Below are 17682 nucleotides of genomic sequence, written 5' to 3'. Positions count from 1 at the left end.
GCTGTTCCCGCAGGCGTCACCACCGATCGCTCATTGTGGAAACGACCAAAATATAATCCTATGTTGTTATAAACTTCAACAGTGGCCAATTTACTCTTGTACCATTACATGAAGCGAATTCCACTCCCTTTCTTTAGACGAACGTTCAAATCACCTGATGTAATTCACATAGCCACTTGAAATACGGCACTGTTAGAGCTTGTTGTTTATTCTTACGAATCGCTTGTCAGTGGATGCTTGCCGCGGGCACGGCCTCAGATAACTTGGTCAAGAAAACCATTTGACCAAATGGATCTTCGGCTCGCGCTGTTCCCGCAGGCGTCATCACCGATCGCTCACTATGGACTCAACTATGATATAACCATAGGTGGTTATAAACATCTCCAATGTCCAGTCAAATAGGGTTGATATACTTTAATTTTAAATAACAAAAAAAACCCCTGATGGAGGTTGTATCTCCTTCAGGGGTTGTCTGTTTTCATCTTATTTGCCAAGAAAATCCTGGATGGCCTGTCGGTTCTCTTCTTCATCATAGGCAAGTATTGCGCCTACACCTGGAACAGAATCATTCCAGAACGAACCTTCAACAGGAAGTCGGAGTGTTTCGACATTCTCCGGTGGGTTCAGGAGAAAATCTTTTGCCAAATCAAGCATCTTGCCGCTCCCGATGTTTGTATCAATGAACGGCTGTAAGGTGCCGATCAAACGCGGGATTTTCAACAAGCCGCTTGCAGACACTAGTTCCTCTTTTAATGCCTTCATGACCTGCTGCTGTCTCCGTACCCGGCCGAAGTCACTTTCTGCATCATGACGGAACCGTGCATATCCAAGCAATTCATCTCCATTAAGCGTCTGCGTTCCTTCCTCAAGATCGATGGTGCCTGCATTATCTTTGTAATACATATCCTTTTCGACATCGATGGTGACGCCATCTGGTGCTATGGTATCCACGATTTGCTTAAAGCCTTCAAAGTCTACTATTGCATAGTATTCAGAATTAATACCGAAATTCTCTTTAATTGTCTGTCTCAAAAGCTCTGGTCCTCCAATGGCAAAAGCAGCATTCAGCTTATTTTTGCCATGTCCAGGGATATCCACATACATATCACGCATCAAGGATACCAGTTTAGCAGAATTTTTTTCTGGATCGTATTGGGCTACCATGATGGTGTCTGTCCGGGCGACATCACCTTCTTCACGGCTGTCTACCCCCATTAGCAGGACGGTAGTTTTTCCGTCTTCATTATCGACACCTTTGAATTCGTCTGCATATTTGCTCACATTTTCGAGCTCACCACTAGATTCACCCATGGCATCGCGTTTTCCTGCCATATATTCATAACTAGTCCAGCCAATACCTAGGAGTAAAAACAGCAGCAGGCTGGATAAGAATATTTTACGTTTACGCTTTTTTTTGTGCCTTCTATATTCACGGCGTGATTCAACCATTACTATCACCTCATTTGATAGGACTCTGTTCATTCTACTTTTTTTGACAACATTCGTAAATAGTTTATCACGGACTTCACACAAATGGATAGCATGTCTTCCTGCCTCTACTCATATATTAACAAAAAAGGACAGGCTGGAGGGCTGCTTATGATTTATTGGTTCGGATTTCTGGTCGGCTTTGGATTTACTGTAAGCGGCGGCATCTCGTTGATTTCTTATATGAACTTTCTACCTGCAGGCTTCACTTGGACAGAATACCTCCTGTTTGTCCAATCGCGAACGGAATGTTGGTTATTTCCTATAGGAGTGTTCCTTATGTTTGTGACGTCACTGAAAATCGGCCATTCTTCCTGTCATTAATTACCTGAAGAAGAATAAAATTTCCATTTTTGGTCATAATGATGAGCAAATAAACTAAGGGATGGAAGGTGAACACCGGTATGTTATATCTGCATGATGTCTGGGTGAACTGGTTTGAAGGAGAAGAAAATGGTTACAACGTATCTCCATTTCATGAATGGAGAAAAGAAGATGGGATTGAGCTTTTAGATCAGGCACCTTTGCTATATGTAACGGATGATTTGTACCAATACATTGAAAATGATTTACAAGACCTGCCTGTTACTTTGCTGGAAACAATCCACAGACGGGCTTATCTGAGAAAAAATCAAGAACGGACCTCCTTAGATTATGCAGCAATCGTAACGAATGGAACGGCGGTATTGGCATTTGACACCCTTGGTTATACGCTTCCCGTTCGTAAAAGCAGGCTGATTCCACGTCAGGAAAGGCTGGCATTTGAAATGATAGAAGGACAAAAACCAGCCAAATTTGATTGGAGCAGCATCCCATCGAAAAAAGAACATCACATTTTATCGCTATCACCAGAGTATATGTTGGGATTGACCCGTAAAGAAAGACAGTTAAAGCAGCTGTTAATGATGGCCCTGGATCAGTTGAAACACACTGAAAATCCGGAAGAAATCCGTTATTGGCTGACAGAATGGGAGCCGAGCCTCTATCCTTCTATCAAAGATCTGACAATTGAAGAAGCATGGCAGAAGCTCTATGATGGAACAACAATGGGCTGGAGCAATGAACATGAAGATTTGTGCGGAAAGATAATCAAAGGGCAGCCATTTTTTGAAAAAATCTGGGAAATTGAAAACCAAAAAGCAGAAACAAGTATAAAAAACCAGAATTGAAGTGGATAACTTCAATTCTGGTTTTCTTTGTCTAGGAAATTATAAAAATGGATGTTTGTGGATGCCCTTTCTGCTTTTGTCGCATCCAGCTCCAGCGCCTACCCCCTCGAGGTCTTAAGCCGATCCTCTCTGTGACAAAGGCCGTCACGGCGAGGCTTGGCTTAAACATGTCGGGGGTGAGCAAGGCGCTTTCGCTTTTGTCGCATCCAGCTTTAGCGCCTACCCCCTCGAGGTCTTAAGCCGATCCTCTCTGTGACAAAGCCCGTCACGGCGAGGCTTGGCTTAAGCATGTCGGGGGTAAGCAAGGCGCTTTCGCTTTTGTTCTTATTTCTTCTTGCGGACACGGCCAAGTCCCATGGCTTTCTTTGCTTTACGGAGCATCTTTTCTGCTTCTCTATTGGCACGATCTGCACCATTGTCCAGGACAAGGTCGAGCTCCTCGGAATCAATCAGTTCATCATAGCGTTCTTTTATTGGCAGGAGAACACTTTTTACTGCGTCTGCAACGTCCTGTTTGAATTCCCCGTAGCCTTTTCCTTCATATTTACGCTCAAGTTCCTCGACTGATTCACCGGTGCAGCTGGAATAAATATTCAATAGATTAGAAATCCCTGCTTTATTTTCTTTGTCATATTTCACAATACCCTCAGAGTCGGTGACAGCACTTTTGATTTTCTTTTCTATTCTTTTTCCATCGTCGAGCATGGAAATATAGGATTTTTGATTTTCATCAGACTTGCTCATTTTCCTAGTCGGATCCTGCAAGGACATGATTCTTGCACCGACCTTAGGGATGCGCACTTCTGGAACAGTGAATATATCATTGTATTTATTATTAAATCGCTGGGCAAGGTTGCGCGTAAGCTCAAGGTGCTGTTTCTGGTCCTCACCTACAGGTACGATATCTGTTTTATATAGAAGAATATCTGCTGCCATAAGTGGAGGGTAGGTTAATAGACCGGATGAAACAGCTTCGGCACTTCCTTTCGATTTATCCTTGAATTGAGTCATCCGCTCCAATTCCCCGATATAACTCACACACTGGAGCATCCAGCCTAGCTGGGTGTGTGCGGAAACTTCTGATTGGATGAACAGGGTGGATTTTTCCGGATCAATTCCAGAAGCTACATATAATGCAGCAAGTGATTTGATATTTTCTCTTAGCTTCAAGCGGTCCTGGGGGACGGTGATGGCGTGTTCGTCAACAATACAGAAATAGCAGTGATTGTCTTCCTGAAGATCGACGAAATGTTTCATCGCTCCTAGATAGTTCCCGAGTGTCAGCGTACCGCTCGGCTGGATTCCTGAAAAAATGGTCTTCATTTTTATCACCTCATATTAAAGTTTTAATAACTTCTAAAGACATAAAAAAATTCATTCTTCCCCATAAAGAAGGGACGAATGAACCGTGGTGCCACCCTTGTTATCCCGCATTGGAGCGAGATCACTCAAGTCCTTTAACGCAGGTATACGCCGCAGCAGCGGTGCTCTAAAAGCCCAATTCCCGGTTACCTTTGCAAGCTGCTTCCACCAAGCCGCAGCCTCTCTGTAATGCATGGAGGTCCGGTACTTCACTTTTTCATCGCATTTACATATCCAAGAAAATTATAAAGAAGTTTATCTCCCAATGCAACTGAACAAGTCACCCTTGATAATACAGGAGAAGCAGTCCCATCAGACCAAGCATCAAGAAAAATCCCTGGAACAAAAAGAAACTGACCACAGAACCGTTGATATTTTCTGAAGGGAGCGGCTTCGTTTTCCAATCTTCCATATAATCGCTGGTCTTAGCCACTCTATGGTAGACTCTTCGGAAGCTATAAGTGATGGAGTCGAAAAAACCACCTCGTATCACCAGCATGAGCAATCCTAACAACAAATAAAAATAAGCGATGTAAAACAATTGATTGATAAAATGGAACAAATCTTTTTCTGGTGCCCGTATATTGAAGAGCAGCACGACAAGAAGTACATTCAGCCCCAAAAAAAACCATTTGTTTTTAAATATTACCAAAGAAACTCACATCCTAAGTAGAATATTACTTTTCCTATTATAGCATGGGCAGTTCATTTGGCTGCATTGAAATTGACTGAAATGGAATGTCATAATTGAAAACTTTTATGTAAAACCTTTAAAATCTCTTGTAATCTAACCTTAAAAATGGTTCAATTACCCCCATTTCCATCTAGGTCCTTTGTAAAATAAACTAGGTAATTATTCCTATTTTTTGTTTTATAAACGTAATAATGACAAGGTTCTTACATTTTAAGTAAAAATATTATAATGCAAAATTGTTAGAAAACTTGTATAATTCGTATTGTAGATGAAAAATCTGCGTAAATATTTAGAAAACTTTGGGGAGGTCATTCTTTCATGAGAAAGACAAATTGGCTTTTGCTTGGACTAGCATTAGTTCTAAGCATGTTCCTAGTGGCTTGTTCTGGCGGCAGTGATAATGCCGACGGAGGAGACACAGGAGGAGAGAAATCAGGAGAAAAAAGCGGCGAGGCTGCTGAAGGGGAGCCTAGTGGTGAACAAGTTCTAAATATCACCGACTCTGCTGAGATTCCAACAATGGATCCATCATTGGCAACTGACGCAGTTGCATTCCAATGGTTAGGTTCCACAATGGACGGTCTATACAGACTAGGTGAAGATGCAGAGCTTGAACCTGCCATTGCTAAAGAACATAAAGTTAGTGAAGATGCACTTACTTGGACTTTCACACTTCGTGAAGATGCAACTTGGACAAACGGTGACCCGGTTACTGCCCATGACTTTGTATTTGCATGGCAGCGTGCGGTTAACCCTGAAACTGGTTCCGAGTACGGACCATACATGATGAATGGTGTTATTAAAAACGCAGAAGCTATCTCATCTGGCGAAATGCCTGTGGAAGAACTTGGCGTTAAAGCAGTAGATGACTATACATTAGAAGTACAATTGGAAAAACCAATTCCATATTTCCTTTCCTTGACAGCTTTCGGTACATTCCTTCCGTTGAACCAGGAATTTGTCGAAGCACAAGGGGACAAGTTTGGTCTAGAAGCGAACACTATCCTTTCAAACGGACCATTCAAGATGACGGAATGGAAACATGAAGAAGGATGGACACTAGTTAAAAATGAAGACTACTGGGATGCTGAAAAAGTAAACCTTGAAAAAATTAATGTAAGCGTAGTAAAAGAAACATCCACACGTGTAAACTTGTATGATTCTGGTGAAATCGATGCTGCTGCCCTAAGCGGTGAATTCGTACAGCAAAAAGCTGGCAGTGACGAATTGAAGGTCGAAGAAGAGCCAGTACTATTCTACTTGAAGATGAACCAGCAACATGAAGTTCTTGGTAACGTTAATGCACGTAAAGCGATTCAAATGGTCATCAACCGTGAAGACCTTGTAAACGTAATTCTTGCTAACGGATCCATCCCTGCTGTGGGTGATATCCCTCAAAATTTCGTTAAGCATCCAGAAACTGGTGAGGATTTCCGTGAAATTAACGGTCCACTCATCGAAACTAATGTAGAAAAAGCGAAAGAACTTTGGGCTAAAGCTCTTGAAGAAATCGGAAAAGATACCGTTAACCTTGAATTGCTTGGCGGTGACTCCGAAGTAGCTAAAGAAATGGATGCATATCTGAAAGCACAGCTTGAACAGTTGGAAGGCTTGACAGTAACAGTTAAACCTGTACCTTTCAAAGAGCGTCTACGTTTGGATACTTCAATGGAATATGAATTGCAAAATGCTGGTTGGGGACCTGACTACATCGACCCTAACACATTCCTTAACTTGTGGGTTACAGACGGAGGTAACAACAAAACTGGTTACTCCAGCGAGGAATATGATGCGCTTATCGAAAAAGCTAACAATGAATACGCAACTCAACCTGTTAAGCGTTTCGAAACATTCCTTGAAGCTGAAAAGATGTTGATCCAAGAAGACGCAGTAATTGCACCTCTTTATCAACGTGCTGTAGCTAAGCTTTGGAAGCCTTACGTTAAAGGTGTAATCACTAACCCAATGGGACCTGACTACACTTACAAATATGCATATATCGACAAAAAATAGGCATATATTGACAATTAAATAAAGAATACTCAGAGGGGGAGAGAGTATATAGCCAGGTGTTATTTGGCATATGCTCTCTTTTTCCCTGCCATAAAATATTTCTCAAAATAAACAATATTCAGTTATTTTTCGACAAAAAAATAACATAGGAGGTGGGCAAGGATGGCGCGATATATTTTTCAGCGTGTGTTATATATGTTTTTGACGTTAGTGCTGATAGCAACATTTTCATTTTTTCTTATGAAGATGCTGCCAGGGACACCGCTGACAATGGAAGATAAATTATCAGAAACTCAGAAAGAGATCATTCTTGAAAAATATGGATTGGACGATCCAGTCCCGATTCAATATCTTAAGTATATGGCTGGATTAGCCCAAGGAGATTTGGGGATATCCTTCCAGTTTGATAACCGTGAAGTGACCGATATAATCCTGAGTCGGATTGGCCCATCCATGCAGTTAGGGGCACAGGCATTGTTGATCGGGACAGCTTTAGGAATGCTTTTAGGGCTCATATCGGCGATTTATCATAACGGTTTCCTGGATTATTCCTCAACCTTTGTGGCAGTAATAGGTAAATCGATTCCGTCCTTTATTTTTGCGGGTTTACTGCAATATTATGTAGGTTTGAAGTTAGGTTGGTTTCCAGTTGCCTTATGGGGGACCTGGGAGCACACGGTGCTTCCGACCATTGCTTTAGCGATGTTCCCGATTGCGATAGCAGCAAGGTTTATGAGAACGGAAATGCTCGAGGTATTAGGTTCTGATTTCATCCAGACAGCACGGGCAAAAGGTGTCAATAAATTTGGAGTCGTATTCAAACATGGTGTACGAAATGCCCTGATTCCGCTAGTAACGGTAATGGGACCATTGGCTATCTCTTTGATGACAGGGACGCTTGTAATCGAAAAGATTTTTGCCGTACCAGGAATTGGCGAACAATTCGTCATCTCCATCACAACTAATGACTTTCCGATAATCATGGGGACAACTCTATTCTTCTCTTTCTTTTTCGTATTTATCATACTAGTCATTGATCTCCTGTATGGAATCATAGACCCTAGAATCCGACTTGCCGAAGGAGAGAAATAAATATGGATAACAGCAAACCATCAAAGGACCTTTTTGTCCCTGTCGACTTGAAGGACTCAGAGAGTGAGAGACTGACACGTCCCAGTCTGTCATTCTGGCAGGATTCATTCAATCGACTACGGAAGAATTTCGGTGCGATGGCAGGGATAGTAGTTTTACTGATTTTGATTTTAATGGCCATATTCGGGCCTTATATGAATAAATTCGATCCTTATTCTCAAAACCTGGATCACTCTTTCATCCCACCTAAAGTTCCAGTACTTGAAAATATAGGGTGGCTGGGGCTCGATGGCGTGGAAACGGCGATTATCGAGGGCGAAACAGTGGAATCAGCAATGACGACCGTTAAATTGAGAATGGGTCCAGAAAATGCAGAGTTTGTCGAAACCCGCGTTATCAGTGAGGGCGGCAATGGCGAACCTGCAAAGATTGAAGCGAAATTGGATATTTATAAAGCAAAAAATATTGAAACGAGCTACTGGTTTGGGACGGATAGTCTTGGCCGTGATTTATGGACAAGGACATGGCACGGTACTAGAATATCGCTTTATATCGCTTTCCTTGCTGCAACGATTGACATGGTGATTGGTGTCATTTATGGTGGTGTATCTGCTTACTATGGCGGCCGTGTTGATAACTATATGCAGCGTGTCATTGAGATCCTCGTTGGTATACCAAACTTGGTTGTGGTAATTTTAATGATCCTGATTATGGATCCGGGAATATTATCGATAACCATTGCCTTGACGATAACCGGCTGGATATCGATGGCGAGGATAATCAGGGGGCAGGTGTTGAAGCTGAAGAACCAGGAATTTGTGTTAGCTTCCCAAACACTTGGTGCCCCGGATAATAGAATCTTAAAAAAGCATTTGATTCCAAATGTAACAGGTCTGATCGTCATCAACACGATGTTTACGATTCCAAGTGCTATTTTCTTTGAAGCGTTCTTAAGCTTCATTGGTTTAGGGCTTCCGACCCCGACCGCATCCTTGGGGACATTGATCGATGACGGCTTTAACTCACTCCAGACAAATCCACACGTTTTAATTTATCCAGCGATCATCATTTCATTGATCATGGTTGCATTCAACGTAGTGGCTGACGGACTGCGAGATGCATTTGATCCGAAGATGCGTGAATAGGAGGAAGGAATACCATATGGAAAAACTTCTACAGGTAAATAACTTAAAAGTTTCCTTTGACACCTATGGCGGTGAAGTGCAAGCTGTCAGGGGAGTCAATTTCGAAGTGAATAAAGGGGAGACCCTTGCTATAGTAGGTGAATCCGGTTCAGGAAAGTCAGTTACGACTAAAGCGCTGATGCGCCTGATCCCTCAGCCGCCTGGCCGTATTAAAGAAGGGGAAATCCTTTTTGAAGGGAAAGACCTTGCGAAATACAGTGAAAAACAAATGCAGAAAATCCGTGGGAAAGATATATCTATGATTTTCCAGGATCCTATGACATCCTTGAATCCGACAATGAAAATTGGAAACCAGATCATGGAAGGTCTCGTCAAACACCAGAAAATGAGCAAAAGTCAGGCCAAGAAACGGGCAATCGAGCTTATGGAACTGGTCGGCTTGCCAGATGCGGCAAACCGGGTTAATCAGTATCCCCACCAATTTTCAGGTGGACAGCGCCAGCGTGTCGTAGTCGCGATCGCACTGGCGTGTAATCCGAAGCTATTGATTGCTGATGAGCCAACGACTGCTTTAGACGTAACCATCCAGGCGCAAATTCTGGAATTGATGAAAGATATTCAGAAGAAGACTGATTCTGCAATCATTTTCATTACCCATGATTTAGGGGTAGTTGCCAACGTGGCAGATCGTGTTGCTGTCATGTACGCCGGAAAAATCGTCGAAATAGGAACGGTGGATGAAATATTCTACAATCCAAAGCATCCCTATACATGGGGACTACTTGGTTCCATGCCATCCCTCGACAGTGCTGATGATGAACTATATGCGATACCTGGCACACCGCCAGATCTTTTGAACCCGCCAAAAGGCGATGCGTTTGCAGCACGGAACGAATATGCGATGAAAATAGACATGGAGCAGGAGCCGCCAATGTTTAAAGTATCTGATACCCACTATGCAGCAACATGGCTTTTGCATGAAAACGCTCCGGACATTGCACCACCGCCTGCCATCCAGCGCAGAATGGAAAAGATGTCCAGGGATGTACAATATCAAACGAAGGGTGATCGCCCATGAGCAAGGAAAAACTGGTTGAAATCAAAAATTTAAAACAGCATTTTAAAACCGGGCGTCACAGTGTCGTCAAAGCTGTGGATGGGCTTACCTTCGATATTTATAAAGGGGAGACCTTTGGGCTGGTAGGTGAATCTGGTTGTGGTAAGTCCACTACTGGCAGAACCATCATCCGGTTGTATGATGCTACAGACGGGGAAGTCATTTTCGGTGGTGAAAATGTCCACAACAAAAAGAATAAAGCGGACCTTAAGAAGTTCAACCGTGAGATGCAGATGATTTTCCAGGATCCTTATGCATCCCTGAATCCGAGGATGAAGGTCGAGGATATCATAGCTGAAGGTATTGATATCCACGAGCTTGTTAATTCCCCTCAAGAACGGAAAAAAAGGGTCCATGAATTGCTGGAAACAGTTGGCCTGAACAAAGAACATGCTAACCGCTATCCACATGAGTTCAGTGGCGGACAGCGCCAGCGTATCGGTATTGCGAGAGCTTTGGCAGTTAAGCCCAGCTTTATCATTGCCGACGAGCCTATCTCGGCCCTCGATGTGTCCATCCAGGCGCAGGTAGTAAATTTGATGAAACAACTTCAGAGAGAAAACGACTTGACGTACTTGTTTATCGCCCATGATTTATCGATGGTCAAGTATATCAGTGACCGTATCGGCGTTATGTATTTCGGTAAACTTGTGGAATTAGCTGATGCTGATGAATTGTATAAACACCCAATGCACCCATATACGCAATCCCTATTGTCTGCGATTCCACTTCCGGATCCAGACTATGAACGTAACCGGGTGAGAAAGGGCTATGATCCAAATCAACATGACACTAGTGAAGAACCGGAATTTCGTGAAGTCCGCCCTAACCATTGGGTTCTTTGCACAACGAAAGAAATGGAACACTATAAAAAAGAACATGCGACCGTTTAAACGGCTTTAGAGAAGGCAAGGTACATTCTTTCAGAGAATGCAGCCTTGCCTTCTTGTATATAGATGAGAAAAGGGGAGCATACGAATTTAGTCCATTCGATAGATTTTTATGAAATTCTACAAAAAATTTCTAGTAATGCTACCATTTTACATTTCAAGTCTTTTATAATGAAGAAAGAATAAAAAAGGTGGGAGAAGGATCAATTTATGAGGAATGTGCAACTGAAGAGGCTTATATTTATTGGAGTGTTTTTGATTGGTTTGTGGGTGCCACTACATAATGTTCATGCAGAAGAAGGGCAGGGAGAGGCACGCAAGGGGAACAATTACGAATCAAGACCGCTTGCATTGAAAAAAATAGACACCTCCGAAACGTTTGCCCGATTTGTCTATGATTCCGGACTTGATTTTGAATATCCGGATGCCGTGCGGGGGATTTATGTGACTGGTAATTCAGCAGGAGGAAGCCGGTTTGAATCTTTATTAGAGCTGGTTGAAAACTCCGATCTGAACGCAATGGTAATTGATATAAAAGAAGACCATGGTAATCTCACATTTATGCCAGATAAGGATTCTCCATATTATGATATTGCTAAGCCATTCATCAAGGACCCTCGCAAGATGCTGGAAGTGTTAGAAGAAAAAGGGATTTACCCTATCGCAAGAGTCGTTGTGTTCAAAGACTCCATTCTGGCGGAAAAACAACCAGAATTATCATTCCGGGAAAATGGAGAGATATGGAGAAATGGCAGAGGAGAAGCCTTTGTTAATCCATTCCTTAAAGAAGTGTGGGAATACAATGTCGGTATTGCAAAAATGGCTGCTAAATTAGGGTTTCAGGACATACAATTCGACTATGTCAGATTTCCGGAAGGTTTTGAAAAAAGAGCCGATGATTTGCAGTATAACCAGGGAGAATATGCGGATCTTGATATCAGCGAAGTTGATAAGCGCGTAAAGGCTGTGACAGATTTCGTTGAATATGCACATAAGGAATTAGAAAACTTTGGTGTTGATGTGTCTGTCGATATTTTTGGTTATTCTGCAACGATACCTGCAGCACCTGGAATAGGACAGGATTTCTCTAAAATCAGTGCTAATGTAGACGTCATTTCATCGATGATTTACCCGAGCCACTGGACCGCCTATTTTGGAATTCCTTTTCCAGATAAAGAGCCGTATAAGCTCGTTTCAGAATATGCAAAAGTGGAAAACCAAGTGCTTTCCAAATTAGAGGATCCTCCGACATCGCGTCCTTGGATTCAGGATTTTGAAGCTCCTTGGCTATATTCTGGGGCACCAACCGAGTATGGAAAAGCAGAAGTGGAAGCACAAATTCGCGCACTTAATGAACATGGCATTAAAGAGTTCTTGCTTTGGAATCCTGGTAACAGTTATACACCAAACGTAGATTACACCCCATTAGATTAATAAATTCAGCTGACACGACTGCAGGATTACACTTGTTAAAAAGAAGTCAAAAAGCCGTGGAGAAATTAAACTTTCTCCACGGCTTTTTTAGATTCACTTGGATTAAAATTAAGCGGGTAGAGTGATCCCTTGGAGCGATCATCCAGCTTCAGCGCCTACCTCCTCGAGGTCTTAAGTCAATCCTCTCTGTGACAAAAAGCGTGTCACGGCGAGGCTCGTCTTAAGCTGGTCGGAGGTGAGCGAGGCGCTTCCGGCTTTTGCGATTATCCAGCTTCAGCGCCTACCTCCTCGAGGTCTAAAGTCAATCCTCTCTGTGACAAAAAGCGTGTCACGGCGAGGCTCGTCTTAAGCTGGTCGGAGGTGAGCAAGGCGCTTTCGGCTTTTGTTCTTACTTCTTCGTGCCTCCGACTTTTCTCCAGTTTTCCTGATAGGCACGAGATTTATCAAGGAAGTCACCTTTTTTCCCATGACTGAACAGTTTATTGCCTGTACCATTGACGATGACAGCTAAGAACGCAGTAAGTCCGACGACTCCAAGACCAATAAGTGCTACATCCAGCATCAATCCTGCCAAGCGATCCCCTCCTGTTCTGTTATCTTTATTTTAGTCGATGTTTAATAAAATAGAAAGTAGGGAATAAGTAATGTTGAAATGCGTACTTTGTGGGTTTAACAATTCGGAGATTTTTCTGTATAATTAACATTGACTAACTGATAAGGAGCAGATTTATGAATTGGTATGAAAAGCTGAAACAGTACTTTCCAATCGAAGAAATGAAATCCAGGGAGCACATGGAAACGCTTTTAAAAGAAAAAGGCGACGTGTACCATAAGGATGAAGGTGAGCATCATGTATTAATGTATGCGGAATTCGAATCATTCATTTTCATTGATTATGTGTATGTATCAGCTGCATCACGAGGCCAGGGTCTTGGTCATAAGCTGATCGAAAAAATGAAAGCGAAGAACAAGCCAATCATTTTGGAAGTGGAACCCGTTGACTATGATGAAACAGATACAGAAAAGCGGCTTCGTTTCTATCAACGCGAAGGGTTCAAGCATGCTCAATCTATCGGTTACACGAGAAGGTCATTGGCCACTAATGAGCCTACGCCTATGGAAATCCTCTATTGGTCCCCTGAAGATGCATCTGAAGAAGAAATTTATGAACAGATGAAAAAGATGTATGAAGAAATCCACACGTATAAAGATACTCAATTTTATGGTAAGTCCTATCAACCGGTCGATGAAGTATTATCTATCGATGAAGACCGGGACTGCGAAAATATCATCGAGAGTTTAGCTGAACAAGAAAAAGCATAAGGAAACAGAAAGCTGTCTCTGGTGAGGATGATTGCTTCCCCTTGTAGGTATATCCGCCTTTAATTATCTGGGGAATTGCATTAGGAGGCCTTATCTCGAGACGGCTTTTTCAATTCCTGCTGCCTAAATGAAAATGGTTAATAACAAAGTATGCAACTTTATTCAAATATCATGTTTAACTGCATGGCTAGAGGGTATATTAAAACAAACAGATGTTCATGTTTGTTTTGTACAAGTTTTGTATAATAAATATCCAATTGGCCTAGCTAATACTTGACATATGTGATATATTATACATAGGCTGTTATTTAAACTAATTTTAAACTAGCAAGCACTTACAAATCTTGTATGTTAAATACATTTTATTGAGGAGTGAAGTTCCAATGGTAACACTTTATACCTCACCAAGTTGTACATCCTGCCGCAAAGCAAAAGCGTGGCTAGAAGAACACGATATTCCATTCAAGGAACGGAATATTTTCTCGGAATCTTTAACGCTCGACGAAATCAAGGAAATCCTTCGTATGACTGAGGATGGAACGGAAGAAATCATTTCCACCAGGTCGAAAGTTTTCCAGAAGCTAGATGTTGATTTCGATCAGATGCCATTGAAAGACCTTTTCGACTTGATTCAGGAAAACCCAGGCTTGCTTCGCCGTCCGATCATCTTAGACGAAAAGCGCCTGCAAGTAGGGTACAACGAAGATGAAATTCGTCGTTTCCTTCCAAGAAGCGTACGTACATTCCAACTTCGTGAAGCACAGCGTCTCGTTAATTAATATCAGAAAAATTTGGCTTGTCGCCTAGTCCTTTTGGCAAAAGCCTTAGTTTTACTAAACTTTAATTCTTTAACAAAGTTAAACTTTCTTAAAGTGTAAAAAATGGACCGCAGAAGACAAAAGCGGTCTATTTTTATTTTTCCGCTAGTTGATTAGATCGATGTCCCCAGGCCAGGACTAATAGGATGATGAGAAATGGCAGCAAAAACGTTATTCCCTCCATTTGCTGAAAAAAGGGCTGAAGACGTTTTTCTTCCAAGATCATTTCTGAAGCCGTATAGGCAAGAATTCCGGCCCCGATGTATACAAGCGTCGGGAACTTCTCCATTAAAGACAGGATGATTTTACTGCCCCATACAATGATTGGGACAGATACGAGCAGACCTGTAACCACTAAGAGCAGGTTATCGTGGGAGGCACCTGCGATTGCCAGTACATTATCAAACCCCATGACAATATCTGCGAACACAATGGTTTTGACAGCGGAAATCAAACTGTCCCCAGCTTTAATATTCGGATCTTCGTCATTTTCGGTCAATAGTTTGACCGCTATGTAAATGAGCAGAAGCCCGCCGACAAATTTTAGGAACGGGATATGCAATAGATACAATGCGATTGCTGTCAGTAGCACCCGTACAACAATTGCTAAGCCTGTCCCGAAAAATATCGCTTTATTCCGCTGACTCTCCGGCAGCTTCCTGCTTGCCAGAGCGATGACGATTGCGTTGTCACCACCCAGAATAATGTCGATTCCAATAATGATGAATATGGATTGAAACAATTCCCATTCCATAAAAAACCCCCTGTTATCTAGTGACAAACAACTGAAAATGAGCTAAAATTAACTACTAATATCCCTTTGAGAAAAACGGTCTTGTCCAAGTTCACGTAATGACAAACTTGTGACAATCGTTTGTTTTTGCGTATTCAAAGCATTTTGTTTTCCATATTCGGTGACGCTGTCATACAATAGAGTAAAGAAATACCTGCCAAAAATGATTCCTGAGATTGATTCGAAGGAAGATGGGGTAAGGTATATATAAATAACTTCTGAGGGTAAATAAGTCCCTTCCGCTTATTTGAAAATAGAAGGGAGAGAGATACATGGAAATCGAAAGAATCAATGAACACACCGTCAAATTTTATGTCTCTTACCAAGATGTAGAACAGCGCGGTTTTGACCGAGAAGAGATCTGGTATAATCGTGATCGCAGCGAGCAGCTGTTCTGGGAAATGATGGACGAAGTTAACGATCAGGAGAATTTCCACGCAGATGGTCCATTATGGATACAAGTACAAGCGATGGAAAAAGGCCTGGAAGTCATCGTCACAAAAGCACAGCTCTCCCAGGATGGGCAAAAGCTCGAACTTCCGACAGAAAATGGCAAGACAATTGATATGCCAGTTGATGAAAAAATAGAATCTTTGCTGGAAGAAAAGTTGAATGAAGCTGACGAAAACTCTGACCAGCTTGATGATGAAGACAGTGATGCACACTCTGAAATGGAACAACTCAATTTCACTGTCCAATTTGACAACTTTGAAGATGTGATCCAGTTAAGTCATTCTTTCCAGACTTCGGAAGTATTTGCACAAAGTCTTTATCATTTTGAAGATGCCTACTATTTATATATTCAATTCGATGATGAAAATATGAATGATGATGTGCAAGAAAATTTATTAAGTCAAATTCTTGAGTATGGTCATGAATCCTCTTTGACAGTTCACCGTTTGGAAGAGTACGGAAAAGTTATTTTTCATGATGACGTATTCAAACAAATCAGGGATTATTTCCCTCAATAGATATGAGCATACCCTTGTGGTGTGCTTTTTTTTGTACATTAAAAGGAGTTTTTTGACGTAGGGAAGTTTTAATGTTTCAAGTACAAATCTTAGGATGTAGGGGGAGTCTGCACATTTGTTCCGAACAGACTGACCAGAAGTGACTTGTCAAGTAGGAGTTCTACATAACAAAGGCGAATAGGATAAAAGCGAAAGAGGTGATGATTTGCTTAGCGCTTTATCTGAAAGTGGAAAAACCGTTCAATTGATCGGACAGACAAGGGAAGAAATCGATCAGTTAAAGAAGGAGAGGTATTATTGTCCCAGTTGCAAGGAACCGGTGCTGATCAGAGCCGGGAGTGTGGTGATTCCACACTTTGCCCACCTCCCCAATAGTATTTGTCCGGATAAGGAAGGAGGAGAGGGAACATATCATCAAACCGGAAAAATTCACTTGTACCAGTGGTTGAAAGGTCAGGGCTATGATGTTGAACTGGAAGCTTATTTGAAGGATATCAAAAAGCGTCCCGACATTCTGATTAACTGGAAAGGAAAGCAGATCGCCTTGGAATTTCAATGTGCCACCATCCCACAGGAAGACATCAGAACAAGGAGTGAAGCCTATCGTAAGAAAGGCATTTACCCTTTTTGGGTACTTGGAGGCAGACAATTGAAACGTCAGGGCACCTCCACCATACAACTCCACAATTTTCATCGTCAGTTCCTCTACAATTTTGGTAACTGCACCCTCTTTTACTACGACCCCATCGCATTCCAGTTTGTAGTTGCCCGCCACATTCAGGGAACCGGGAGCAGGACAGCGTTTTCTGATCTTCGATTTTTCCGACTGCCATCGACTGGCTTTCCCGATTTGTTCGCTGAGTCCAAATTACCTTTGGATAACTTCTGGAATTATTGGGAGAAACATGTGTTCCGCAGCCGCACACATGTAAAACCCTATCTATCTAAACAGGAAAAATTGTGGACCAATGTGCTGTACCAGCAGGGTTTGCATCGTTCTACCTTGCCGACTGCCGCATTTTTGCCTGTATCTAGTCAGGTTCATATTAAAGATCCACCATGGATTTGGCAGAGCCGCTATCTTCTCGATATTTACCACCCAGCTCCAACTGGAACCATCCTTCGTAAACAACATTCTCCTGAACTTCATGACCTTCCCCATCATTTACTATCTCCTGATCCACTTGTCGAGTATCTGGATTTGCTATCAAGATTAGGCTTTACAAAACATGTAGCTTCTGGCATCTATCGTAAGGAAAGGGAATTGATTTTCCCAAAAACCGTCATGGATGCTTTGCAGCAGGATAAGATAGATTTTCAAAAGCTGAAAAGCCAGTCTCAGAAAATAGGTACATTGCAAACATAGAATTGAC

At 42.1% G+C, this 17682-nt stretch carries 17 protein-coding genes and 1 other annotated feature; of the genes, 12 read left to right on the top strand and 5 right to left on the bottom strand.

The window, feature by feature from the left end:
- Positions 1-483: 483 nt before the first annotated feature.
- Positions 484-1449 (bottom strand): LCP family protein, encoded by a 966-nt coding sequence (locus JOC33_RS14450; protein ID WP_205093259.1) that lies wholly within the window; start codon positions 1447-1449, stop codon positions 484-486.
- A gap of 150 nt (positions 1450-1599) precedes the next feature.
- Between JOC33_RS14450 and JOC33_RS14445 the strand changes: the two genes are divergently transcribed.
- On the top strand, positions 1600-1812 hold the full coding sequence (locus JOC33_RS14445) for a YuzI family membrane protein (protein WP_205093258.1): 213 nt from the start codon (positions 1600-1602) through the stop codon (positions 1810-1812).
- An 80-nt stretch (positions 1813-1892) separates the two neighbouring features.
- Positions 1893-2657, top strand: a complete 765-nt coding sequence (locus JOC33_RS14440; protein ID WP_205093257.1) for a YjbA family protein — start codon at positions 1893-1895, stop codon at positions 2655-2657.
- Between the two features lie 324 nt (positions 2658-2981).
- Here JOC33_RS14440 and trpS read toward each other — a convergent pair whose 3' ends face one another.
- Both trpS and JOC33_RS14430 read right to left on the bottom strand, forming a co-directional pair.
- The gene (gene trpS / locus JOC33_RS14435) at positions 2982-3980 is read right to left on the bottom strand and encodes a tryptophan--tRNA ligase (RefSeq protein ID WP_205093256.1); all 999 of its coding nucleotides are present in this window, start codon (positions 3978-3980) and stop codon (positions 2982-2984) included.
- Positions 3981-4047: 67 nt separating this feature from the next.
- Positions 4048-4249, bottom strand: a binding site (T-box leader).
- 50 nt (positions 4250-4299) lie between these two features.
- Entirely contained in the window at positions 4300-4671 is a 372-nt protein-coding gene (locus JOC33_RS14430; RefSeq protein WP_205093255.1) for a DUF3899 domain-containing protein, read from the bottom strand.
- 360 nt (positions 4672-5031) lie between these two features.
- On the opposite strand from JOC33_RS14430, the gene JOC33_RS14425 reads away from it, so the two are divergent.
- The 6 genes from JOC33_RS14425 (at position 5032) to JOC33_RS14400 (ending at position 12404) form a co-directional block, all read left to right on the top strand.
- A complete protein-coding gene (locus JOC33_RS14425) occupies positions 5032-6726 on the top strand; it encodes a peptide ABC transporter substrate-binding protein (protein ID WP_205093254.1) in 1695 nt (564 codons plus the stop codon).
- Between the two features lie 162 nt (positions 6727-6888).
- Positions 6889-7818: an oligopeptide ABC transporter permease gene (gene opp3b / locus JOC33_RS14420; RefSeq protein ID WP_205093253.1), complete on the top strand. Its 930-nt coding sequence runs from the start codon at positions 6889-6891 to the stop codon at positions 7816-7818.
- A 2-nt stretch (positions 7819-7820) separates the two neighbouring features.
- A complete protein-coding gene (gene opp3C, locus JOC33_RS14415) occupies positions 7821-8963 on the top strand; it encodes an oligopeptide ABC transporter permease (protein ID WP_205093252.1) in 1143 nt (380 codons plus the stop codon).
- A 16-nt stretch (positions 8964-8979) separates the two neighbouring features.
- Positions 8980-10041: an ABC transporter ATP-binding protein gene (locus JOC33_RS14410; RefSeq protein ID WP_205093251.1), complete on the top strand. Its 1062-nt coding sequence runs from the start codon at positions 8980-8982 to the stop codon at positions 10039-10041.
- Positions 10038-10973, top strand: coding sequence for an ABC transporter ATP-binding protein (locus tag JOC33_RS14405; RefSeq protein ID WP_205093250.1), 936 nt, complete (start codon positions 10038-10040; stop codon positions 10971-10973). The genes JOC33_RS14410 and JOC33_RS14405 overlap by 4 nt, the downstream gene beginning before the upstream one ends.
- A gap of 207 nt (positions 10974-11180) precedes the next feature.
- Positions 11181-12404 carry a putative glycoside hydrolase gene (locus JOC33_RS14400; RefSeq protein ID WP_205093249.1) on the top strand — a complete coding sequence of 408 codons (1224 nt, stop codon included), beginning with the start codon at positions 11181-11183 and terminating at the stop codon, positions 12402-12404.
- A gap of 388 nt (positions 12405-12792) precedes the next feature.
- Here JOC33_RS14400 and JOC33_RS14395 read toward each other — a convergent pair whose 3' ends face one another.
- The gene (locus JOC33_RS14395) at positions 12793-12978 is read right to left on the bottom strand and encodes a hypothetical protein (RefSeq protein ID WP_205093248.1); all 186 of its coding nucleotides are present in this window, start codon (positions 12976-12978) and stop codon (positions 12793-12795) included.
- Between the two features lie 155 nt (positions 12979-13133).
- Between JOC33_RS14395 and JOC33_RS14390 the strand changes: the two genes are divergently transcribed.
- On the top strand, positions 13134-13727 hold the full coding sequence (locus tag JOC33_RS14390) for a GNAT family N-acetyltransferase (protein ID WP_205093247.1): 594 nt from the start codon (positions 13134-13136) through the stop codon (positions 13725-13727).
- A 383-nt stretch (positions 13728-14110) separates the two neighbouring features.
- Positions 14111-14506, top strand: coding sequence for a transcriptional regulator SpxA (gene spxA / locus JOC33_RS14385; protein WP_205093246.1), 396 nt, complete (start codon positions 14111-14113; stop codon positions 14504-14506).
- A gap of 133 nt (positions 14507-14639) precedes the next feature.
- Here the strand turns inward: spxA and JOC33_RS14380 are convergent, their stop codons facing one another.
- Entirely contained in the window at positions 14640-15299 is a 660-nt protein-coding gene (locus JOC33_RS14380) for a TerC family protein (RefSeq protein WP_205093245.1), read from the bottom strand.
- Positions 15300-15610: 311 nt separating this feature from the next.
- Between JOC33_RS14380 and mecA the strand changes: the two genes are divergently transcribed.
- Both mecA and JOC33_RS14370 read left to right on the top strand, forming a co-directional pair.
- Positions 15611-16309: an adaptor protein MecA gene (gene mecA, locus JOC33_RS14375; RefSeq protein WP_205093244.1), complete on the top strand. Its 699-nt coding sequence runs from the start codon at positions 15611-15613 to the stop codon at positions 16307-16309.
- A 205-nt stretch (positions 16310-16514) separates the two neighbouring features.
- Complete coding sequence (locus JOC33_RS14370) at positions 16515-17675, top strand: competence protein CoiA (RefSeq protein WP_205093243.1); 1161 nt, start codon at positions 16515-16517, stop codon at positions 17673-17675.
- Positions 17676-17682 lie beyond the last annotated feature (7 nt).

It is taken from the genome of Thalassobacillus pellis (assembly GCF_016908295.1).
GTDB lineage: Bacteria > Bacillota > Bacilli > Bacillales > Halobacillaceae > Thalassobacillus > Thalassobacillus pellis.
This window is presented reverse-complemented; position numbering and strand designations above follow the sequence as displayed.

What these genes read in the sequence shown, in the direction of transcription:
- JOC33_RS14450 (WP_205093259.1), bottom strand. Translation starts at nt 1,449, where the DNA reads ATGGTTGAATCACGCCGTGAATATAGAAGGCACAAAAAAAAGCGTAAA.
- JOC33_RS14445 (WP_205093258.1), top strand. Translation starts at nt 1,600, where the DNA reads ATGATTTATTGGTTCGGATTTCTGGTCGGCTTTGGATTTACTGTAAGC.
- JOC33_RS14440 (WP_205093257.1), top strand. Translation starts at nt 1,893, where the DNA reads ATGTTATATCTGCATGATGTCTGGGTGAACTGGTTTGAAGGAGAAGAA.
- trpS (WP_205093256.1), bottom strand. Translation starts at nt 3,980, where the DNA reads ATGAAGACCATTTTTTCAGGAATCCAGCCGAGCGGTACGCTGACACTC.
- JOC33_RS14425 (WP_205093254.1), top strand. Translation starts at nt 5,032, where the DNA reads ATGAGAAAGACAAATTGGCTTTTGCTTGGACTAGCATTAGTTCTAAGC.
- opp3b (WP_205093253.1), top strand. Translation starts at nt 6,889, where the DNA reads ATGGCGCGATATATTTTTCAGCGTGTGTTATATATGTTTTTGACGTTA.
- opp3C (WP_205093252.1), top strand. Translation starts at nt 7,821, where the DNA reads ATGGATAACAGCAAACCATCAAAGGACCTTTTTGTCCCTGTCGACTTG.
- JOC33_RS14410 (WP_205093251.1), top strand. Translation starts at nt 8,980, where the DNA reads ATGGAAAAACTTCTACAGGTAAATAACTTAAAAGTTTCCTTTGACACC.
- JOC33_RS14405 (WP_205093250.1), top strand. Translation starts at nt 10,038, where the DNA reads ATGAGCAAGGAAAAACTGGTTGAAATCAAAAATTTAAAACAGCATTTT.
- JOC33_RS14400 (WP_205093249.1), top strand. Translation starts at nt 11,181, where the DNA reads ATGAGGAATGTGCAACTGAAGAGGCTTATATTTATTGGAGTGTTTTTG.
- JOC33_RS14390 (WP_205093247.1), top strand. Translation starts at nt 13,134, where the DNA reads ATGAATTGGTATGAAAAGCTGAAACAGTACTTTCCAATCGAAGAAATG.
- spxA (WP_205093246.1), top strand. Translation starts at nt 14,111, where the DNA reads ATGGTAACACTTTATACCTCACCAAGTTGTACATCCTGCCGCAAAGCA.
- JOC33_RS14380 (WP_205093245.1), bottom strand. Translation starts at nt 15,299, where the DNA reads ATGGAATGGGAATTGTTTCAATCCATATTCATCATTATTGGAATCGAC.
- mecA (WP_205093244.1), top strand. Translation starts at nt 15,611, where the DNA reads ATGGAAATCGAAAGAATCAATGAACACACCGTCAAATTTTATGTCTCT.